The organism is Flavobacterium sp. AJR (assembly GCF_002156885.1).
Classification (GTDB): domain Bacteria; phylum Bacteroidota; class Bacteroidia; order Flavobacteriales; family Flavobacteriaceae; genus Flavobacterium.
Genome location: NZ_NCWQ01000013.1, coordinates 13,900 through 34,343, shown reverse-complemented (window position 1 = coordinate 34,343; position 20,444 = coordinate 13,900). Strand labels below are relative to the sequence as shown.

Genomic DNA, 20,444 nt, shown 5'->3' with positions numbered 1-20,444 from the left:
GGGGATTGGTATTATTATTGTTATTGAGATATTGACCTGTGAATTACAGATGCTTGAAATGAAGCAAAAAAGTCTTGTATTTAAATAAATATTGTATATTTAGGTATAAAATTTTTATTATTTGTATTATAAAAACAATTTTATCATGATCAACATATTCCCTTTTTAAATCAATGGCTAAAGAAATAATATTGAACATTAATCAAAGTACAACTATTAATGCGATAGTAAATAAATTGATTTATGATGACGATATAGATGATATTACTATAAAATTATCTTACGAACCGGGACATTTTTTAAAAGGAGAAATTTTCACAGTTATTAATGCTTATATAAAACATTTAGAAAGTAAAAAAGTAATTTGTAGATTTGAATTGCTGCAGAATCCTTGTTACTCAATTAATTATATCGCTAGAATTAATTTTTTTAAAAATATTAATTATCCATTCGTAGAAGATTTTAACAGGCATAATAGCGAAGGGTCATTAGTGGAAATTTCAGAATTTAATTCTAAAAACATGTATGATGTCGTTACAAGAATATCTTATATTTTATCTACAGTTTCAGACATTGATAAAGATACTATAAATTGTGTTAATTATTGTTTGGGAGAGTTAGTTGCCAATGTAGAAATGCATTCAAAAAGTAATTCAAATGGGTTAATTTATGCGCAATATTTCAGAAATAATATTTTAAAAATATTTATTGTGGATAATGGGATTGGATTTTATGAATCTTTCGCTGAAAATGATGAATTTAACCATTTATCGGAGGAAGATCTGTTAAAAAAATCGCTCGAGGAGAAATTTAAAAGTAAAAATGGAGGAGGACAAGGATATGGACTATTTCATACCAAGGAGTTTATAAATTTATCTGAAGGAATACTTAGCATTAATACCTGTGGTAAAACTTTATTATCAAATAAAGACTATTTATCGGTTATAAATTCAAATTATTGGCAAGGATCAATAATTTCTCTCAAATTTAAAACAAATTGTAATGTTGATTATTCACAAGTTTTTTCAGCAAATAATGATTTTTATCAACCCAAAATCGATTTGCAGGAGTTAATGGAAGAATATAATAATACTAATAACGAAAAATTATGGTAACCAAGAAAAACATCGTTTTAAAGGACTTTAGCAATATTCTTTTCTCTAGAAAATTAGCTACAGAAATTTTTGAAAAAGAAATAAAAAACTACATATTTAATGATGAGTTAATTTTTATTTTTGATTTTAAAGGAGTTGATACAGTAACTCATTCTTTTGCTGATGAATTATTTAGAATCTTATTTGAACAAATAGGAAATGATAAAATTAGGAATAGAACATCTTTTTCTAATTACTCACCATTTAATGAAAAAGTATTGATGTTTGCTATGAATAATAATAAAAAACTTTTTTTACAATAATTATTAACTTACAATGTTAAGTTTTTCTAAGAATTTATAATCATCAAGATGCATATGCAATAACGTCATAATAATCTTCAAAAAACTGGTTAGATAATTGAATGCTTCCCGCTAGGAAGATATAAGTTCAACAAGATTCCAATTAGTAGCGGGAAGCATTCAAATATCTAACCGATTTGTGTATGATTTTAATGAAATTTTATCTGCATAAATAGTAATAAAAACATTCCCTATTTTCGCTTCTAAAATGTTAAACTATGATATAAAAATGATGTCATTTTATTACTCTTTAATTAAGTTTGTTAAGACCACATCTTATAATGCTTTAAAATTTAAATTTTTAAAAATGAGAGAAATAATATTAGGAAGTGATTAGTTAGTTATAAAAAATTAAAATTTTTGACACGAGTATTCCGCTCGCAGTAGCGGGAGAACTATTTCATATTATTCTTTTTCTCCTATTATATCATTAATTACATCAGGTAGGGAATTTATTAATTCTGTATAACGTTCTAGAATAATATTTACGTTTTTAGTCATATAAACAACTTCCATTTTGATACCTGCAATATCATTTAAACAAGTAGTAATACTTTTGGCGAGTAGAAGAGTTTTTTCTTCAAATCGATAATGTGCTAAGTGTCTGATGCTAGGTATGAAAAATTCATCTCTCAACTTAAATGGATTGTATCCACCATCTTCTATATGAGGTGCAATTTGAGCAGTATATAAAAAACTTAATAGTGCTGTTCTTTCATCTTCGAAAATATTTACACCCTCTTTTTCATAATTCAAATTATACATTCCGTATTCTCTGAGAAACTCTTGTAGATGATTATTGAAGGACTGAACGTGTCCTGATGTACCAGTCGTATATGACTTGAATTTTTCGCTAATAAGATTGTGTTGATGCTCCATTATTGCAATGTGACCGTGAGTATAATTAGATATGCTCACTACTTTTTTATATGCTTTTTCTTTTTCTTCTTGACTATCGAAAATTCGTTTGTGTAATGGCTTAGCATTTTTAATTTCAATAAATTTTATAAATTCATTTTTGTCTAATGATTTGAATACATCGCCATTTAAATTAGTCATTGCTTTTATTTCAGGAATAACAAATTCAATACAACTCAGGCTATCTCTAAATGCAATTAAATCAGTCATTTGTTGACTTAATGGGACTTCTGTACTTCTTAGTTCAACAACCCATCTTTCACCATTTCTGATAGTTGCATTTCTTTTACTGATCAAGTCAATTAATCGATTTATACCTATACCGAGAAACAAAGTAAGTATAGGTAGAGCATATTTTGCCCAATCTGTACCAGTAACTTCTTGCTTAACAAGTATAATATTGGTATCCTTTTTGGAATCAACCGGAACAACAGTTGGTTTAGTTTTTACAGTTGCTTTGATTGTATCTTTTTTGATAGGAACAGTGACAAATTTTGTAATTGTAGTATTTTGCTTAGTAACATCTTTTTGTTGAGCACAACAAATTGTTGAACATGCCAATGTAATTAGTAGATATTTCTTCATAAAAATTCTGTTTAATACAATAATACAATATTTTAAAATATCATTTTCAGATGTTTAAATCAATATATTATTTTATATAAGTGCTATTATTAAAAAATCAAAGTTTGATACTTGACTAATTTAGAATTGAAAGTATAAAGAATATTGATAATGTTGATTTCCTATTTTTAATTTGTTTAAAGTTACGTGCTTTAAAAATCTATGACAAATTGAGTAAGTTCATAATTACACAAACAAAAGTCCATTTACATAAAAACCCATCTGAACAGATGGGTTTAGTACTTTAAAATAAGTTCTTAAAAATCTTGATAAGACGCTTAATGTCTCCTCTGGTCAATATTAAATCGACACTTAACTTAAGTTCAAAAAACTTCTTTTGCTTAATTTTTTTCATTTTAAAAAAAAAATTAATGGTTAAGCTGTATATATCATCGAGAAGCTTTTCCGAAATACAAGCTCTAATTATTACAAAAAAAAGCGAATTATTAGAATAGCTAAGTTTAAGTGCGGACAGCTCTAATGCCGTAGGGAACGCCAATCATAAAAGAAAGGAAAAAACAACAGACACAACAAACATAATCTACAAAGTAAAAATAAAACACAAAAAAACACACAACGTACGTGATAAATACGTACATTTGCAAAACTGATACGAGATCTAAATCTTTAAAAGACTAAAGAGATTCGGAAACAAGTCTAGAGAAATGTCATAAATACAACTCATAAAATAAAGAAAAACCTTAAATAACTGGTAAGAAAAATTAGAAGAGAAGAAAAGACGACAAGAAAGACAAATAGAGGACAATACTAAAAATAAACTATTCACTTAAATCTTGCTAAATCAAAAAGTTATAAAAAATTAAATCAAATCAAATTAAATCAAATTAAATCAAATCAAATCAAATTAAATATAATCGAATAATAGCTATAATATGTCAACAATCATTAACGACCGAATTGATGTTCGTATCAGTAAAGAACATAAGGAGTTGATTAAGTACGCATCAGTCCTGAAAGGGTTTAAAAATGTAACAGAATTTGTTGTTTATTGTATTAATACCGAGGCAAACAAAATCATTAAAGAAAATGAGACTGTTTTAAAAACCTACGAGGATAAGAAAATATTCATGGATGCTATTTTAAATCCACCAAAGGCTAATGATAAACTTAAGAGGGCTCAAGCGAACCATTTTAAATTTATTGAACAAAATGAATCTAAAGATTAATGTCCTTACGGAGGATCACGAAAGAAAAAAATTTAAATGTGGTAAAGAATTATTAGATAATTATTTCCACAAACAAGCGGGGCAGGACGCCAAAAGAGATTTGTCAGTTTGTCATGTTTTAACAGACATTGATTCAGATAAAAACAGAGTATTAGGTTTTTTTACATTGACAACAAGCTCAATTGCGTGGGAAGATTTTCCACCTGAGCTAACAAAAAAAATGCCGAAGTCATATAGTGTTCCGTTAGCCTTATTAGGAAGGTTAGCTGTAAATGAAAGTGATCAAGGAAAAGGACTTGGAGAGATTTTATTGTTTGATGCATTAAAAAAATGCTTAGAAGTATCAAAAAACACTATGGCACTTTATGCTGTTATAGTTGATCCATTAGACCAAAAAGCGATTGAATTTTACGAGAGTTATGGATTTATTATGATACCAAGTACAGGAAAAATGTTTCTGCCAATTAAAACGATTGAAGGATTATTCCCCAAACAATGATTGGAAGAAGCATTTTAACTTTAGAAGAATTAAACAGTTTAAAAAAGACAGCTTTTAGCTGTCTTTTTTAATTTTAATGAGCAAAAAAAATTAGTTTAAATCTTCAGTTGAAAAAAGTTTAGAAAAAAAGGCTCGGTCAAATTTTACACCCAGACCAATAATCGCTTTTTCCAGTTCAATTCTTCTATCATGGTTTCAAATAAAATTATAAATTTTCAGATAGAGATATCATTAAAGATTGATGAACAGTTGGTTTGTTATTTGGGATGTTTGGTAAATCCAAATAAAGGGCTTAATTTAGAACGAAACTGTCTTTTGTAGCAGAATGTTGTCACTAAGCTTAATCAAAATATGTTTAAACTAAAATACTAACTAATAATTATAATTATGCAAATATGTATTTCTTTACTCGAATCTTGCGTTAAAAAAAATGGAATGACAATTAATACTAGTATCGATATTAACTCGCCTGATCCATTATTACAGTTCACAAGAGGCGAAGCTAAAGAAAAGGGCAGTAGAGCTGAATTCTTACATTTTAACCAATTAAAGGAAATATTAGAAGTAAATGATGTCTTAGGTGAAAATGGTTCCCTGACTCAAGAAAAAGATGGTCTTAAATCTGATTTAAATAGTGGAATTGGTAATCGTAATAATCGAGAAGAAAAAATGGAATCTTTAGTATATGACACATTAGCAAAATATATTATTCAAATGCTTAACGCTAGTAAAGGAATTATTCTTTTCAATAAATTAATTCCGTTAGAAAACCACAAAGAAGTCTATTTTAAAACAAATCAATAGTAAATGACTACGGCCAAAAGCTACTCCAACGGAATTGGATATTTGGCTCATTAGAAAGTGGTATGGTACTTAGCGAGATTTGGCAAGTCTGAATAAAAAAGGGCTATATTATAAATAGTAATATAATAAATAAACATATGATTTGGACTGATGATGAATTCGCTAGAGAAGCGATAGTGTTCTTCAGTAAACACGGAAAATATTTAAGTGCCAAATATTCCTTCGATATTGAAACGGATGCTTATAATTATGTTCGAAAAAGTAGTAATTTTAAATATAAAGATCACGTAGAAGCTGGTGTATTAGTAAATTTTCTAGTTAAATTTGAATATATTGAATTTGATAAACGAATAAATGACGTACGTTATCATAAACTAACAGAAAAAGGAATTGAGTTCATAGATAATATAAAATGAGTCGAACCGCTAGAGTACCTAAAGTGTTGCCTAATTTGCGCCCTAAATAGATAGCTAGCCTTAAATGAAAAGGGGAAAAAAGGCGCTTACAAAGCGCCTTCATCTGCAAAGGAATAATAGGATTCGGTAGTTATAATTAATGAATCTATTAATGTTATATCAAGAAGTCTTCCGACTTCTTTTACTCTTCTAGTTACCTGTTTATCTGCTTCAGAGGCTGTAAGGTTTCCTGAAGGATGATTGTGAATCATCATAAGTGATGTAGCATTTGCTTTAAGAGCTGCGGAGAATATTAATCTAAGGTCTACAACAGTGCCTGTAACTCCACCAGAAGAGATTTCATAAATTCCAAGTGCTTTATGAGCGTTATTCATAAGCAATACTTTGAACTGTTCAAAAAATTCTATCTTATTACTATCCCAAGCTGAGAGAGCAAGGTGGTATGCATCTCTGGAAGATTTGATTTGTGGTCTTTCAGAGGCTCTTACTTTTGTTTTGTAAATCAGTTCAATTTCAGATACAGTCTGCCAGTTTTGATTTAAAGTTTCCATAATTTCTATATTTTATTAATTATGGAACATTCATCGGGAATCGCTTAGCAAGCGCAAAAAGCAACGCAATAAAGCAGGAATTTTTTGCTGTATTTATGGGGGAATTTTTTGCTAGCGCCCGCAAGCGGTTCTCTAACTTTGTGACAAAATTAAATAAGATATTAGAAGAATAAACAATCATTTGATAAATGCGTCTCAAAAAATACGTCTCAAAAATTATTTGAATTAATAAGGTTTGAACCCACGCGGTCACTAAAAACAGAAAAGATTACAAAGTATTACACCGGCTTGCTTTGTTTTTGAATGTGAAGGCAGAAAGATTCGAATCATTACTACTAAAAATAATTCGCAATCTTTAACTTTTTAAACTTAATCTGATAGTTTGAATTGAATTTTAATAGATACTTACTTCTTTAATTTATATCGAATTTTTATACAAAATATCATCTGAAAATTATCATAAAAGTATGAGAAGCTATAAATTTGTAATAATATTTTCCATTTTAAGTAAAAATTCCTGCGTTTGTTTTACATCAAAATAATTTTGTTTCATCCATTCAATTTGAAATTGAACTGGAAGATATATTCCCCATTTAGAAACTTTTAATAATTCGGGATCTTTTTCTAATTCTTCTGTTATCATTTTATCAATAACCTGAACGTTAGTACTTAAAAAATTTAGCTTAGATAAAAAGTCATCTTTAGAAAGGTAAATATCAAATGAGCTTTCCATATCTTCTAATGAGTTTTTTATGTCTAAAATATTAAAAAGAAATTGTAATGTTCTGTTTGTCTTTGTTCCTGTAAAAGTAGAGAATACAAGTTTTTTTTCTGAAACCAATAATAGTCTTTCTGATTCGATACTTTTTATTGTAAAAGTTGAAAAATCACTTCTCATTTCGTCTAATTCATCAGCAGATTCTTCATTGAGTTCAGCATAAACTTTATCCTGATAAAGTATCTCAAACATTTTTTGTCTAATTACAGCATGAACAATTCCGCCATCACCAGAAAATATGGGCTTTTTACCATCGTTTGTTCGTATAACTTCTATTTTTTTTGACTTGAGATCAACAAACACAATCTTCCATATTTTTGCCGCCAGTAGAATATTTTCATTTTCTATAATTTGTGAACTTAACGGAATTTCACCTATTTTAATACCTGCATTTACTACTTTAAAATTGTCCTCAAGTGTAAATGCGCTGTAGAAATCTCTGTCATTTACAATTTTTTCGCCTTCAATTCCTATTATTACTTCGTCTCTTAATTTTTCCATCAAATCGATCTCGATCAAATGATTTAAGATTTTTTCTATATCAGAAATTTCAATGTCATTGAATGCAAAGTTTTTCTTTAAAAGTCTCACCAAATCAGTATACTTAATACCGGAATGTCCTTTTGTAATCGACAAAGCCTGATGCAATAAAAGATCATAGGCAAGACTCATTGATTCTTTGGGTTCTATAAAACCATCTTTATACAAATGCCAACAGGCAAGTGATTGGAGTAAACTCCATTTATTTGTGGCATATAATAACAGAAAACTTTTAGCACCATCTCTTCGTCCGCTTCTTCCGATACGCTGAATTAAAGATGCAATACTGTATGTGGCATCGATTTGTACAACCTCATCTACAGCACCTATATCAATACCAAGTTCTAAAGTTGAAGTACAGGAAATGCAAAAATTTTGATGGTTATTACTTTTAGCAAAAGATTCTATGTGCTCTCTAACTTCTTTATCTACAGATGAATGATGTGAAAAATAATTAACATGTCCTTTTACCCTAACTGAAATTTTCTTTAATTGAACTGCAACAACTTCGGCAAGTCCGCGGCTATTAGGAAAAACAAGGACTTTGCGATCTTTAGTTTCCTGGTATAAATCATCTATAAGAGCTGAGGGCAAATCATTAGCGTCTTTTTGGAAATACCTGAAATTTGCTTCAATTTCTTTTGATGCACTATCTCTTAAAACTGTGGTTTCTATAGTATTACCCGCAAATTTCTTTGCTTCGGCATAATCTCCTAAAGTTGCCGAAAGACCAATTATCCTGAAGTTATTTTCATTTACATCTTGTAATCTGGACAAAAGAGATTTTAATTGTACGCCTCTTCCTGATCCGATAAAAGAATGAATCTCGTCTATAATTACAAATTTAAGATTGGAAAAAATATGTTTTACATTATAAGGTTTATTGACAAACATGGCTTCCAGTGATTCCGGTGTCATTAAAACGATTCCTGTTGGATCTTTTACTAATTTTTCTTTTGAAGTTTTATTGGCTTCTCCATGCCATTTGACAACATTAACTTCTAAGTTTTTACACAATTCCTCAACACGAAAAAACTGATCGTTTATCAAAGCGATGAGTGGCGAAATATATAAAACCTGAACGCCTCTTTCGTTGAAATTTACCTGAGATAAAACAGGCAAAAAAGCTGCTTCGGTTTTTCCTGAAGCTGTTCTTGATACCAGAATATAATGCTTATCTGTGGTTAAAATTCTTGTAATTGCAGCATTTTGAATGGGACGCAATTCTTCCCATCGTTTATCACGAATGTATTTTCGGATGGGTTCTGATAATAATTCATACGCCATTATATTTCTTCAATGCTATCGATTAAAACATCGTCAGGTCTTTCATCTGAAATTTCGATATCTCCGAATAATTTGGATTTATCTAAATTTGGATTTTGTCTTAGAATGTTTAGAATATTTAAGAAATCTCTAATAACCTCGCGCGGAGTTAAAAACTCAGACGCGCCTGGTTTATTGAACATTTCTTCCATAAAACTTTGTATATCATCTTCAGAAATATTTGTTGTGACTTTATAATTGTAATCAAAAATTGATTTTAGCTTTATAAGTAATACAAAAACTTCATTATGATCCAGAGGTAATAATTTAATTACGGGTTGTGCAAAATCTCTAATTTCAGCGGTTTCAAACTTATTACTTTCTAATCTTGATTTTAAAGCATGATAGCTGAATAATCCTCTGCGTTCATTTTCGAGAACTTCTTTTGTTCCTGCAAAATTGAAAAATAAATTACTGACTTTTCCCTGAAAACAATCATTATAGATACTTAAAATCTTTTCGTAATTTTTCTCTCTCATTACTGATGTTGAAATTTTATAAAGATTTATTGCTTCATCCAGATTGATCATAAAACCACTATATCCCATGCTTACAAACAGTTTACAAAAGTTTTTGAGCATATCATAATAGTTCAGGTCATTTATAATTTCTCTTACTCCCAGATCTTGTTTCGCTTCGGTTTTTGTACGGTATTCACCTTTAAGCCACTTTAAGGCATTTCGTCTTAATTGTTCATCATCTTTAATGTAACCTTCGTAATATTTCATTATAACGGTTCCAAAATCAAAACCTCCAACTTCGGTAATTTCGTTGATGGTTTTCATGATGTTATTCTGAATGAGGCTTAAATATTTTTCATCTCTAATATTTTCTAGTGCAATATTATTGTCCTGAGCCGTTTTTGAAACCACTTGTTCTATCCATTTTTCCATTAAAGTAGGCAATGCTCCACCTTCAGGTTTTGTCTGGATTGCAATATTATCCATAATAGCGGAATACAATGCAACGCCTTTCCCGTCATTAGAATAAAGCCTGTTATCTGGAGTAAAATCAGCATTTGTGACTACAAATTTTTGTTTCAAAGCAACAGTATTTAGCAAATGAAGCATAAATGATTTTCCGGATCCAAAATCACCAATCCAAAACTTCACCATACTATGTCCGTTTTTCACATCTTCTAACGCGTTTACAAATGCGCTTATTTCTTCAGACCTTCCTACGGTAATATGCTGAACGCCAATTTTGGGTACTACGCCTCCAATTAATGAATTGATAATTGCTGTGGCTTCTTTGGGTTTAATATTCTCTATCATTTTGCTAGTATTCGGTTAAAATAAATTTCGTTTATAATGTAAAATTCTTCGTCTTCTTCAATTAAAACATCGTCTAATGTTTCATAACAAATTTCATTAATGCTTTCGATCAGTTGGTTTTTAAACATTCCTTTTGATCTTGCTACTATTTCAAAATCTGCCTGAAGAATAGAAAGATTTGCTTTTGAAAAAAGGTCCAGAATTTCTTCCTGAATTTTTGTGAAATTTATTGATTCTTCAAAAGAGCTTGTTTGGGATTCTTGTGATTGAGGGATTATTTGCAATACCATTTCATTTACTACGGGTGTTTCAACTTCTGGTATTTCAACTTCATCTCGCAAATATTCATTAAGCAGTTCAATGGTTCCGGAATGTTTATTATGAACTTCCCGAATTGCATTTCTGTCTAATTGTATTTTTTTTCTTTTGGCAGCATATACACCTGGAATCGATTTTAATGCTTTTTCTAAATTTTTATCTTGTACAAACTCATTAATAATAAGCTGAAAATCATTTAACTGATCGCTAGTTTTAAACAGATTTTTTTGCACTGTTGTATTCAATGGTTTATTATCAAATTTTACCGAATTGAGGTCATAATAAATATAGTAGATATACAAAGTAAGCGCAGCTTCTTTATCGTGACTTGCAATAAACTTTGAACCTTCGTAAAAAATATTTTCAACCGAAGGATTATTTTTGTTTTGATTTCCTAAAGTAATAATCTCCTGAATAAATGTTTTTGAATCAGTTTTATATTGAATCGACAATTGATCAAACTTGATTTTCCATCGTGTTGTATTTTGAGTATTCAGTTCAAAATCAGTTTTTTCATCCGGCTCATTTATCGTGGGAAGATAAATTTGCATTATCTTTTTTAATTTTAAAATAACCCTATTATTATATTCTTCAATAATTTCATTTGAAGTGTATTGTAAATCAACATTCAATTTCCTTTTATGTCCGAAATTCTCCCGAACAACATTTTCACAGTATTTAAAAATATTAGAGTGAAGTTCATTCACAATAGTTTCTACCGAATATTTGTAATTACTGCTTCCTTTTCTGTAATTATAATGTTTATAAGCAATGCTGTCCGCCAATTTATCAAGTTCAGCACTTAAAGATGAAGATTCTTTTTCATACTTTTCTTCTATCTTTTTAATTACGTACAAATAGAACTTAACAACCTCTAAACTGCAAAATTCGATCCTGAAAAAGTTGTTTTCAGGATTCCATAATTTGTTTAGCAATTCTACATCCTGATCGCTTAAATTCAATTTTGCTCTAAATTGTGCGCCTAATTTTAAATAATCGTATCCAGCATAATCATCATAATAATTTTCCTCTTTCCTGATTCTTTCAACATCATTATGAAGACCATGTTCTAGTAATTTTTTAACCAGATTGGATACACAATACGATTTAGTTTTAGGATGATAAGCTCGTAATTCTTTTAATTGTTTTTCAAGCCGAATTATATTTTTGTGATTATCATATTCATTTAAAAGATCAAAAAGCAAAATAAATGCGTAGTTATTATTGCCTTCAAGATTTGTATAAATATTATTTAGAAAATTAAATTTATAAGTTTTATAAAAAACACGCTGCTGGCTCGTCGCAGAGTTAATTTCAGAATATGAATATACATATTGATGTCCCCAATACGGAACACTAGAGTTTCTTGATAAATTATTTGAAAGGCTATAGGATTCACCTGTAACATCGATAATAGAATTATCCATATATTCTGAATTTTAAATATTGTCAAATATTAGTACTTTAACTTTCATTTTATTACGGAAAACCATAATCTAGAATAGTATAAAAATACCATTCCTAAATTATAATGAACTAAATATACCTGTTTTTATTAACTTAATATCAAATTTAATTTTGTTAAAATATGATAGATATTTTTAAATTGCTAATTTCAAATTGACGAAAATGATTTTTTTAATATTAATATGTGAAAAATATGGAATATTGTTTTAAAAACAACCATAACATAAAATTGAAAGGTATCAAAAAATACTAAAACCACTCGATATGAGTGCCTTTTGATGTGACCTTGATGGTACAAAATTCGAACCTTTTTTTAGAAGATTTAAAGATTTTAAATGATGTGTAATTTTGCTATTTAAATTTAATATCACTATTTAAAGTCTCATTCCCGTACATCAAAGTAGCAAGACCACCGAAATTTGCACTCATGTTAGTCCGAAAAGCCTTCAATAAGTAAAACTCCATTTGATCGTTTATGAAATAAATATCTTATTTTTGAAAATAAAAACACTGACATTTGTCAGACATAGCGACCCAATTTAGGGTAGATAAGTCGGACATGATTAGACATATATATGAGTTATGGTGCATTTTGAGGAAACCAACATAATATGTTCTGCACAATTAAGCATTGATTAGAAAATATGACAATCCGACATTTAATATTTATAGGAATCTAGCTTTTGACTTTGACATCATGTAGGCAATCTATAAATCGAGAGATTACCGATTTTAAATACTATGATGTGCAGGAATCGGATACTGTAAAGAGTGATTCTTTTATAGCCGTAACAAAGAAGATTACATGCAAGATGGTTCAAGAGTAGCATATCTTGACTTTAAAGGAGATACAATAATACCATTCGAACGATATGCTTTTTTTGGAACTGATACTATTAATTCATTTTGCCTCAGTTATCGAACATCCGAATGATAGTGTTTATGCCAGTTGGTTCGAAAATGGACAGGCAGAAGTTACTTTTAAAGCCAAAAAATATTTAGGTATAGAAGAACATGAGCATGTAGAAAGTGATGAATGGTTTAATATTGATAGAAAAGGGAATAGGATAGAATAAAAAAAACGCACCATAACAGCTACTACAACGGATTTGGGCAATTGGCTTACTGGAAAGTTGGTTGTGTGTCAGAAATATTTGGCAAAACCGAAAGTTTAGGCTAATTTAGTCCCAAACTGCTTGTAGCGCGAGAGCGTTATCAGCAAGCAGACAGCAGAATCAATAATCTATGGCAATAAAATACATTAAAAACATCATTTTTTCTCAAGTAGAAGTTACTGGAATTTATCGCTATAAAGATGAATTTCAGATATATCCAATTAATATTGAAAATGCACCAAAATCAAAAAACGCAAACCATTTTCCATTAATTATTGAATATCAATATAACGAAGAAAATGTTAAAGAAATAAAAGCCTTTGATGGGAAAGAGGACGAAAGTGTAAATGAAATGATTTCAAAAACCAGTCATCAAACCAATAGATTAATAGAAATCACAAACTTGCTTTCTACAATTTCAAATTTTAGATTCTTCTTCTATCGCAATGTAGTTATGTCATGGACAATTCCAATTCCAGAAGAAAATAATGCAGAAAATAGAGAAGAAATAAATAATTATTCAAGTAACTGGTCGGCACAATTATATTATTATAAGAATATAGTTAAAGACCTTCAAATAACTGCTTTTAGTACTCCTGAATTTAAACAAATAGAGCTCATTCCTAGAATAGATTATTATTGGTACGAGCCTATGTATGGAAATAAAAAAGAAGTTGATTTTCCAAACAATATTGATAGAGTAATGGAAAAATATTTTGCTCTTTCAGCTGATGAAAAGAAAATTTGCAATTCATCGCTTCATCAATTTTCAAATGGATTGGATCTTTTCAAAACAATGAAAAGCCTATCTTTTTTTTCTTTTGTTTCATGTATTGAAACATTAGTTAATTATGAGTTCAGAAATGATAAAGTAGAATTTCAATGTAACGATTGTAAATCTATTAAATCATCAAGTCATACATGTAACAAATGTGGAAAGCCAATATGGGGTATTTCGGCGAAGTTTAGAGAATTTTTATTTAAATATGTTGCAAGTAGCATTGATGCAAAAAAATTATACAATAAAATCTATACTATAAGGTCTCAAATTACTCATACAGGTTTTTTATTGTCTGGAGATAATTTTTTAGATTGGGATTTCACAGATAAAACAGAAGCATTAAGCACAAAACATGCAGAAGCAATGCAACTTTGTAGAAGAAGCGTAAGTAACTGGTTAATCCTTAAAGAATAAATGCCTGCTGGTAACAGCCACTACAACGGATTTGGGCATTAGCCTTAATGGAAAGATGGTTTTGTATTAGGAAGTTTTGGCATAACCGAAAGATTACGCATTTTTAATCCCAAACCCGCTGTAGTGCCAGAACGTTTTGTAGGCAATCTGCCCAAAATCGCGAATAATATTTAGATTCAAAAATTAAATTTATAATATTCTAACTTAAATTATATACAATGAAAAAACAAGAAATTAAAATTCTATTAAATCAAATTGCTCTAAAGAAAGGAATAGGTTTTACACTTACAGATTCAGTAATTGAAAGCCTTGCAGAGAGGATTTCAAATTTACAAGAAACTGACAGATTTGGAGTCAAAAGTATAATTGATTCAGTAAGTATTTATGTAAAAGAATCCGTAGACTTTACGGATACTAATTATTTAATTGATCAAATTGTTGACATAGTTAATAAAAAATAGTGGAAAGTAATTTAACACTGAAAATTATTGAAGCTAAAGATAAATTAGATAATAATTTAAAAGAATTTTTAATTAACTATAATACAGAAGTGGATTCTAAAAACATCCAACTTTTAATAAATGAGTTATTAAGTGAACATACTAATGTAATAAACATTATAAATAATTCAATTGGACAAACTCATCAAGAATATGATTTTTATTATAATGCGGATATAAAAAATGACTATGTAGCAACCATTGAAAGCTTTTTACCCATATCTTTTAAAATTTCCGAACTTATAAATGCAATCATAAAGAAACATAATCTTTTAGAAGTCCAACAAACTGAGAACAAATACATCACTATACAAAAGCTAGTAAATTCATTTTCATCTAAAGAAAATAGAGAAAAATTTTTAAACGAATTTAATAGTCGAAATATAAATATTAATGGTTTTAATCAAAAATTTAAAAGAGTGAAAAATAAGGAATTAAGATTGCAGTTATATATTGGAATTCCAATGCTTCTTGCAAGTGTTGCTTTAATTTTTAGTGGCGAATATTTTTTAGGTAAACCTTTCAATGGAATCCAATTAATTATGCTGAAAGCTTTAATTGCTTTAACAATATCAATTGTGGGTTCTTCATTAATAGAAGGCTCTGTAAAAACAAACTGGACAATACAAAAAGGATTGACGATTAGAGCAATTGGATGGGTTGCGGTATTTTTATTAATCTATTTTCTGAATCCAGCAAATCCAGGTGACGTCCATTAAAGACTGCCTACAACAGCTACTACAACGGATTTGGGCAAGAGGCTTAATGGAAAGTTGGTTTTGTATTTGGGAAGATTTGGCAAATCCGAAGAATGGGCCTAATTTAGTCCCAAACCCGCTGTAGTACCAGAACGTTACCTGTAATTTTACGGACGACCGGAGGAAGATCAGAAACTCGGAAAAAACTTTGGGGAGAGAGTTGAAAAGCCAAACAAGTAAACACAATTAAAATAAATAATTTAAAAAGGGAATATGCTATTTTTTAATGTTTGACAAAAAATAAATAATTATGAACGAAAAAAATAAAAAACTACTAATTCTAATTTTAATTTCATTTGTTTTTTTAACATCACTTGGTTTCAATATTTACCAGCAAAAACAGATAAAAGAACTTCGTTCAGACCTTGATTATTGCGAAAGTAAAAAAAGCGATTTAGAAAATACAGTAACAGATTTAGAAAACGAACTTGAAGAATGTAAATCTCAAAACGACGACTATGAAAGTCAGAGCAGTCATCAATCTTCCGACAATTCATATTTAGAAAGTGACAACAGCAACTTAGAAAACGACAATGACGATTTAAAAAGCCAAAAAGAGTATTTGGAAAGGAAAGTTAGAAGTTTGGAAAGTGAACTTGAAGACTGCCAAAGGAAATTAAGAGACAGCAATTAAACAATACAACCTAATGAAACAAATAATTTTACTCTCAACATTGTTTTTACTTTTGACAACAAATGTAGAAGCTAAATATGTTCAAACTTGTGAAGTGAAATATATGACGCAAGACGGTTGGTCAAAAAAATATACTGTTGACGTTACATTCCTATCTGGATCGGAATTAAATACAGCGACAAATACTTACAAATATTCTTCTTATTCTGTTTATGCAATAATATTTTGGGGTGAAGGAAAAGCTACTATCATTAAAGTTTCAAACTATCTATCCTGTGCAACAGAAGTTGACAAAAGTTGTATAACCAACACCTATGGCGACATAAAAGGAAAAGACCAAGATGAAGATGAATGGAAAATTTGTGTAAATAATTATTGCTACTAAACGAATAAAAAAAACTACAGCTAACCGCCACTACAGCGGATTTGTGTATTTGGCTTAATTGAAAAATGGTCTTGAATTTAGAATATTTGGCAAATCCGAATAATGGGCTTAATTTAGTTCCAAACCCGCTCTAATACCAGAATATTGGCAGTAATTATTCCGGTTAATGGAAGAATCTTACGTAATTTTCAATATTTAAATTTGAAATTAATATAGAAAAATATTACATTTGAATTTCCATTTCCGAGTAAATTTGAATGAGAGTTTATTCTGAGCTGGCAGAGTGGTTTATTGCGCTTGTCTCATAAACAAGTAGACGAGTAATTGTCTCTCGGGTTCGAATCCCGATCTCCCCGCTATTTTTTTAGTTATGGCTCCTTCGGGAGCCGTTTTGGGTTTTATAAACTTCATAATTTCAAAAAATATTTACTATGGCTATTTGCAAACTTTGTAAAAAAGATAAAAAATTAATTGATGCTCATATTATTCCTAAGTTTATGTTTAAAGGAATGAAAGATGAAAACAATTCATTTTACGAAGTTGTATATAATCTTGACGAAAATAAAACTGCAACAAAGAAAACACAAAAAGAAGATTTTGATAAAAATATTTTATGTTCAGATTGTGATAATGGAATTTTAGGCGCTTTTTATGAATCTTATGCAGTGAAATCATTATATGGGACTGATTTAACTGAAGATATTAGCCCAAAATGTGAAAATTATATTAATCCAGACGATGGTGCAGAATATTCGATTTGTAAAAATATAGATTACAAAAAAATGAAATTATTTTTGTTATCAATTTTATGGAGAGCAAGCATCACAAACAGACCTTTATTCAAAGAAATTTCATTAGGGAAAAAACACGAAGAAAGAATACGAAAAATAATTTATGAAGGAATTGATATTGATGAATTGGAATATCCAATAAATATTTTGTCTTTTATGAGAACTGAAAATGACTTAAGAAACCTAATAAGCCAGCCAAAAAGAATAAAGACAAAAAGTGGACTAAATGGTTATTTATTCTTAATCGACAGTTTACAATTTATTTTTTATGTCAACTCAATAAATCATAAAATAAATCATTCAATTGAAAAATTAAATTTAAAAAAAAATAAAATGATAATCATACATTTACCAAATGGTTCTGAAAAAGAATTTATTATAAATATGATTAAAAGATAACTACTGCCAACAGCTACAAAGGATTCGGGCAATTGAATAATGGAAAGTTTGTTTTCTATTTGTGAGATTTTGCCAAATCCGACTAATGGTCTTATGCATATTTTAATCACCTTGATAATCTCTTTCTCCTTTGCATCTTTTTTTTGTTTTTTAATTGATATGATAGATAATTATTGATTTGTTCAGACTGCATTAAATTATCAATAATCTTATCTAACTGTGGGACCATTGCAAAGTATTGTTTCTCTTCCAAGATAAGCACATCCAAAACTTTCACCATATCAGGAATAGTCAATATGTTCTTTTGTTGTTCCAAAACATTAATTAATGTTTTTTTAGAACGAAGCCTTTCATAAATCTGATTTCTTTTTTCTTCACCAGCAACCTTTAATCCGCATCGTTCTTGGATTGCTTTTGCGCTGTATTGTTTCCCCAAGCTACTGCCATTAAAGACATTTTTTGTTACATGATCAACATAGGTTATGCCATAGAGCAAACCTTCTGAGTTTTTTCTAAAAAGGGTACTGATACCTTCTTTTTCCAATCGTTTTGATAGTTCGGTTAATGGCAATGTAGGTTCTCTTAATAATGCCATATCAATTGCACTTTTTACCCTTGATTTATCGGACATATTTCTAACTTCATTGTTCTTAAATTTCTCTTCTAAGAATTTTAGAGTTGGTCTGGTATAAAAACTACTCGCTTTAATTGGAACACCTATTGGTTTGCCTTTTGCGTTTAATATATGATAGACTAATCCTCCAGCTAAAAACATTTTTGAATTCTCGCTACCACGGTCAGCCATTACATTGTATAGTTTAAGGACTGCATTGAGTTCTGCAAGACTCTCATATTTATAATGGTTCACAACCGTATTGAGAACATTAAATATAGCTTTCTTCGATTCAATCTTTCCATATTGAATGCTTCCCATTGAAATAGGTTCTAAACTAAATTCCTCATTCTTTTTTCGTCCTTCTGCTTTTACTAGCCCAAAGTGCTCTTCAATTTCTTTTCTTGCCGGTTCAGATTTTCTCATTCCTATATTGTGCAGATCGATTCGTTTTCCATCTTTCTCAATATTTATGGAAACTACATGGAGGTGCTGGTGCTTCGTATCGCTATGTTGGTATACCAAATAAGGCTGTTCCCCAAAGCCTATTTTCTCCATATACCTTTCTGCAATAGCTATTAGTTTTTCTTTGGAATGATTTTCAGATGGATCAAAATTCAATGATATATGTAGCGTATTGCATTTTACATTTTCATTTAATTCTACTCGTTTTATAAAGCGATTAAGCTTCATCGTATCTGTCATTTTATCGATGTCAGTAGGGAAGTTTCCAGCTGTAATGCATTCGGCAGCACCCTTTTTTACTTTGTTCTCATTGTAATAAAAAACACCACGGATTGAATGAGTTGATTTTATGATTGCAACCATTTGTCCGTAATTTTAGAGGTATGTCTTTCAATCAAATCTATCTTACTTTTAAAGATTTGTTTCTCAATTTCATAACGTATAATCCAGGCTTTAAATTCATGAATTTGTTGCAGCGTGTGCAGTTTTTTTACTGTCTGATTTAAATTTATTCCAATAGCGTTTAACTCCTTACGAAGTACTATTGTTTCTTCTATAAAATCATCCAAAGATTGATTCCTGTAGCTGGTTGTAATACCCTTGTCGAATAGGTGCTTACGCAAATAATCGCTAAGCTTACGGCAAGTACTAGCTTTCCATTTCTGCTCAATTTTTACATATTCGTCCACCGTCAGTCGCAAAGTAATCTTGCGTGTTCTGTTTGAATTTTCTCTTTCCATCATCTTTCATCATCATTGTTATCAAACTCTTTTTTATCCTTTCAGTTTCACTGCACCCGAGTTCCGAGGACAGTGCAGCAAGATCTGGTTGTCCGACAACCATACATCTTGCTGATGACAGGAACGTTGACATCTTTTTAGCTTTTCTTAATGTCTTTTAGAGATTCTAATCTTTTAGAATTCCTAAGCACTATTCTATTTTTGTAACTTCTTTTATAACTGTGATATAGTGGATAGTTATAAAATGAGTTATTACGATATGATAAAATCTTCATGGAATATTAATGAATCTTTTATTTTCAGTAATCAAGGAAAGTGCGCATTGTTTATAATTAAAACTAGTACAACTAGACAATTACAAAGCTGAATTTTTTTGCCAATTTTTTATAAACAACCGTGCTCTTTCAAAGCAATACATCAATTTTAAAACAACAAAATCCTGACTGTTTAAGGAAGGTTTTTGGTTGTTACTTTTGAAGGTAGGAAGTGCTATTACATCATCGGTTTTAGAACTACTTAATTTCCGTAGAATAATTTTAATTGGTAAATATAAAATCTATTATTTGAATCTAGTGTACCTGTAATCTTTTAGGATCTTTTATCACAGCACAAAATTATGTAAGTGAGTTGGATTCTGCCTATCGTGGACATATTATGACCATGATACTTTAAGGGGAGCTTTATACCTTTA

General features: G+C 29.5%; 20 protein-coding genes. 13 read left to right on the top strand and 7 right to left on the bottom strand.

Annotated features, from left to right (window positions below):
- Nucleotides 1-173: 173 nt before the first annotated feature.
- Together B8T70_RS04995 and B8T70_RS04990 are read left to right on the top strand one after the other, a co-directional pair.
- A complete protein-coding gene (locus B8T70_RS04995) occupies nucleotides 174-1,115 on the top strand; it encodes a hypothetical protein (protein WP_086894124.1) in 942 nt (313 codons plus the stop codon).
- Entirely contained in the window at nucleotides 1,109-1,417 is a 309-nt protein-coding gene (locus tag B8T70_RS04990) for an STAS-like domain-containing protein (protein WP_086894123.1), read from the top strand. Before B8T70_RS04995 ends, B8T70_RS04990 begins: the two co-directional genes overlap by 7 nt.
- A 444-nt stretch (nucleotides 1,418-1,861) precedes the next feature.
- Here the strand turns inward: B8T70_RS04990 and B8T70_RS04985 are convergent, their stop codons facing one another.
- The gene (locus B8T70_RS04985; protein WP_039115012.1) at nucleotides 1,862-2,959 is read right to left on the bottom strand and encodes a hypothetical protein; all 1,098 of its coding nucleotides are present in this window, start codon (nucleotides 2,957-2,959) and stop codon (nucleotides 1,862-1,864) included.
- 932 nt (nucleotides 2,960-3,891) lie between these two features.
- Here B8T70_RS04985 and B8T70_RS04980 point away from each other — a divergent pair.
- The 4 genes from B8T70_RS04980 (at nucleotide 3,892) to B8T70_RS04965 (ending at nucleotide 5,904) form a co-directional block, all read left to right on the top strand.
- Nucleotides 3,892-4,185 carry a DUF1778 domain-containing protein gene (locus B8T70_RS04980; RefSeq protein WP_039115011.1) on the top strand — a complete coding sequence of 98 codons (294 nt, stop codon included), beginning with the start codon at nucleotides 3,892-3,894 and terminating at the stop codon, nucleotides 4,183-4,185.
- Complete coding sequence (locus B8T70_RS04975; RefSeq protein ID WP_039115009.1) at nucleotides 4,169-4,684, top strand: GNAT family N-acetyltransferase; 516 nt, start codon at nucleotides 4,169-4,171, stop codon at nucleotides 4,682-4,684. Before B8T70_RS04980 ends, B8T70_RS04975 begins: the two co-directional genes overlap by 17 nt.
- Before the next feature lie 435 nt (nucleotides 4,685-5,119).
- Nucleotides 5,120-5,488 carry a hypothetical protein gene (locus B8T70_RS04970; RefSeq protein ID WP_123912073.1) on the top strand — a complete coding sequence of 123 codons (369 nt, stop codon included), beginning with the start codon at nucleotides 5,120-5,122 and terminating at the stop codon, nucleotides 5,486-5,488.
- 137 nt (nucleotides 5,489-5,625) lie between these two features.
- A complete protein-coding gene (locus tag B8T70_RS04965) occupies nucleotides 5,626-5,904 on the top strand; it encodes a hypothetical protein (protein ID WP_039115007.1) in 279 nt (92 codons plus the stop codon).
- Between the two features lie 86 nt (nucleotides 5,905-5,990).
- On the opposite strand, the gene B8T70_RS04960 is transcribed toward B8T70_RS04965, so the two are convergent.
- The 4 genes from B8T70_RS04960 to B8T70_RS04945 all read right to left on the bottom strand — a co-directional run bounded on the left by B8T70_RS04960 (nucleotide 5,991) and on the right by B8T70_RS04945 (nucleotide 12,118).
- On the bottom strand, nucleotides 5,991-6,455 hold the full coding sequence (locus B8T70_RS04960) for a JAB domain-containing protein (protein ID WP_039115006.1): 465 nt from the start codon (nucleotides 6,453-6,455) through the stop codon (nucleotides 5,991-5,993).
- Nucleotides 6,456-6,930: 475 nt separating this feature from the next.
- Complete coding sequence (locus B8T70_RS04955; RefSeq protein WP_039115005.1) at nucleotides 6,931-9,060, bottom strand: DEAD/DEAH box helicase; 2,130 nt, start codon at nucleotides 9,058-9,060, stop codon at nucleotides 6,931-6,933.
- Complete coding sequence (locus B8T70_RS04950) at nucleotides 9,060-10,373, bottom strand: ATP-binding protein (RefSeq protein WP_039115004.1); 1,314 nt, start codon at nucleotides 10,371-10,373, stop codon at nucleotides 9,060-9,062. Before B8T70_RS04950 ends, B8T70_RS04955 begins: the two co-directional genes overlap by 1 nt.
- A complete protein-coding gene (locus B8T70_RS04945) occupies nucleotides 10,370-12,118 on the bottom strand; it encodes a tellurite resistance TerB C-terminal domain-containing protein (protein ID WP_039115003.1) in 1,749 nt (582 codons plus the stop codon). Before B8T70_RS04945 ends, B8T70_RS04950 begins: the two co-directional genes overlap by 4 nt.
- Nucleotides 12,119-13,039: 921 nt before the next feature.
- Here B8T70_RS04945 and B8T70_RS04940 point away from each other — a divergent pair.
- The 7 genes from B8T70_RS04940 to B8T70_RS04905 all read left to right on the top strand — a co-directional run bounded on the left by B8T70_RS04940 (nucleotide 13,040) and on the right by B8T70_RS04905 (nucleotide 17,935).
- Nucleotides 13,040-13,234: a hypothetical protein gene (locus tag B8T70_RS04940; RefSeq protein WP_123912072.1), complete on the top strand. Its 195-nt coding sequence runs from the start codon at nucleotides 13,040-13,042 to the stop codon at nucleotides 13,232-13,234.
- A 169-nt stretch (nucleotides 13,235-13,403) separates the two neighbouring features.
- A complete protein-coding gene (locus B8T70_RS04935; RefSeq protein ID WP_039114998.1) occupies nucleotides 13,404-14,468 on the top strand; it encodes a hypothetical protein in 1,065 nt (354 codons plus the stop codon).
- 218 nt (nucleotides 14,469-14,686) lie between these two features.
- A complete protein-coding gene (locus B8T70_RS04930; protein WP_039114997.1) occupies nucleotides 14,687-14,929 on the top strand; it encodes a hypothetical protein in 243 nt (80 codons plus the stop codon).
- A complete protein-coding gene (locus B8T70_RS04925; RefSeq protein WP_039114996.1) occupies nucleotides 14,929-15,687 on the top strand; it encodes a hypothetical protein in 759 nt (252 codons plus the stop codon). The genes B8T70_RS04930 and B8T70_RS04925 overlap by 1 nt, the downstream gene beginning before the upstream one ends.
- Before the next feature lie 289 nt (nucleotides 15,688-15,976).
- Complete coding sequence (locus tag B8T70_RS04920) at nucleotides 15,977-16,360, top strand: hypothetical protein (protein WP_039114995.1); 384 nt, start codon at nucleotides 15,977-15,979, stop codon at nucleotides 16,358-16,360.
- A gap of 13 nt (nucleotides 16,361-16,373) precedes the next feature.
- Nucleotides 16,374-16,745, top strand: a complete 372-nt coding sequence (locus B8T70_RS04915) for a hypothetical protein (protein WP_086894122.1) — start codon at nucleotides 16,374-16,376, stop codon at nucleotides 16,743-16,745.
- A 509-nt stretch (nucleotides 16,746-17,254) separates the two neighbouring features.
- On the top strand, nucleotides 17,255-17,935 hold the full coding sequence (locus B8T70_RS04905) for a hypothetical protein (RefSeq protein WP_123912071.1): 681 nt from the start codon (nucleotides 17,255-17,257) through the stop codon (nucleotides 17,933-17,935).
- A gap of 106 nt (nucleotides 17,936-18,041) precedes the next feature.
- Here the strand turns inward: B8T70_RS04905 and B8T70_RS04900 are convergent, their stop codons facing one another.
- Both B8T70_RS04900 and B8T70_RS04895 read right to left on the bottom strand, forming a co-directional pair.
- Nucleotides 18,042-19,376 (bottom strand): relaxase/mobilization nuclease domain-containing protein, encoded by a 1,335-nt coding sequence (locus tag B8T70_RS04900; RefSeq protein ID WP_039114992.1) that lies wholly within the window; start codon nucleotides 19,374-19,376, stop codon nucleotides 18,042-18,044.
- Nucleotides 19,361-19,756 carry a mobilization protein gene (locus B8T70_RS04895; RefSeq protein ID WP_082001833.1) on the bottom strand — a complete coding sequence of 132 codons (396 nt, stop codon included), beginning with the start codon at nucleotides 19,754-19,756 and terminating at the stop codon, nucleotides 19,361-19,363. The genes B8T70_RS04900 and B8T70_RS04895 overlap by 16 nt, the downstream gene beginning before the upstream one ends.
- Between the last annotated feature and the right edge of the window lie 688 nt (nucleotides 19,757-20,444).

Coding starts and splice junctions, on each gene's coding strand:
- B8T70_RS04980 (WP_039115011.1), top strand. CDS start 3,892: ATGTCAACAATCATTAACGACCGAATTGATGTTCGTATCAGTAAAGAA.
- B8T70_RS04950 (WP_039115004.1), bottom strand. CDS start 10,373: ATGATAGAGAATATTAAACCCAAAGAAGCCACAGCAATTATCAATTCA.
- B8T70_RS04985 (WP_039115012.1), bottom strand. CDS start 2,959: ATGAAGAAATATCTACTAATTACATTGGCATGTTCAACAATTTGTTGT.
- B8T70_RS04960 (WP_039115006.1), bottom strand. CDS start 6,455: ATGGAAACTTTAAATCAAAACTGGCAGACTGTATCTGAAATTGAACTG.
- B8T70_RS04970 (WP_123912073.1), top strand. CDS start 5,120: ATGACAATTAATACTAGTATCGATATTAACTCGCCTGATCCATTATTA.
- B8T70_RS04965 (WP_039115007.1), top strand. CDS start 5,626: ATGATTTGGACTGATGATGAATTCGCTAGAGAAGCGATAGTGTTCTTC.
- B8T70_RS04915 (WP_086894122.1), top strand. CDS start 16,374: ATGAAACAAATAATTTTACTCTCAACATTGTTTTTACTTTTGACAACA.
- B8T70_RS04920 (WP_039114995.1), top strand. CDS start 15,977: ATGAACGAAAAAAATAAAAAACTACTAATTCTAATTTTAATTTCATTT.
- B8T70_RS04900 (WP_039114992.1), bottom strand. CDS start 19,376: ATGGTTGCAATCATAAAATCAACTCATTCAATCCGTGGTGTTTTTTAT.
- B8T70_RS04935 (WP_039114998.1), top strand. CDS start 13,404: ATGGCAATAAAATACATTAAAAACATCATTTTTTCTCAAGTAGAAGTT.
- B8T70_RS04945 (WP_039115003.1), bottom strand. CDS start 12,118: ATGGATAATTCTATTATCGATGTTACAGGTGAATCCTATAGCCTTTCA.
- B8T70_RS04975 (WP_039115009.1), top strand. CDS start 4,169: ATGAATCTAAAGATTAATGTCCTTACGGAGGATCACGAAAGAAAAAAA.
- B8T70_RS04995 (WP_086894124.1), top strand. CDS start 174: ATGGCTAAAGAAATAATATTGAACATTAATCAAAGTACAACTATTAAT.
- B8T70_RS04895 (WP_082001833.1), bottom strand. CDS start 19,756: ATGATGGAAAGAGAAAATTCAAACAGAACACGCAAGATTACTTTGCGA.
- B8T70_RS04955 (WP_039115005.1), bottom strand. CDS start 9,060: ATGGCGTATGAATTATTATCAGAACCCATCCGAAAATACATTCGTGAT.
- B8T70_RS04930 (WP_039114997.1), top strand. CDS start 14,687: ATGAAAAAACAAGAAATTAAAATTCTATTAAATCAAATTGCTCTAAAG.
- B8T70_RS04905 (WP_123912071.1), top strand. CDS start 17,255: ATGAAAGATGAAAACAATTCATTTTACGAAGTTGTATATAATCTTGAC.
- B8T70_RS04990 (WP_086894123.1), top strand. CDS start 1,109: ATGGTAACCAAGAAAAACATCGTTTTAAAGGACTTTAGCAATATTCTT.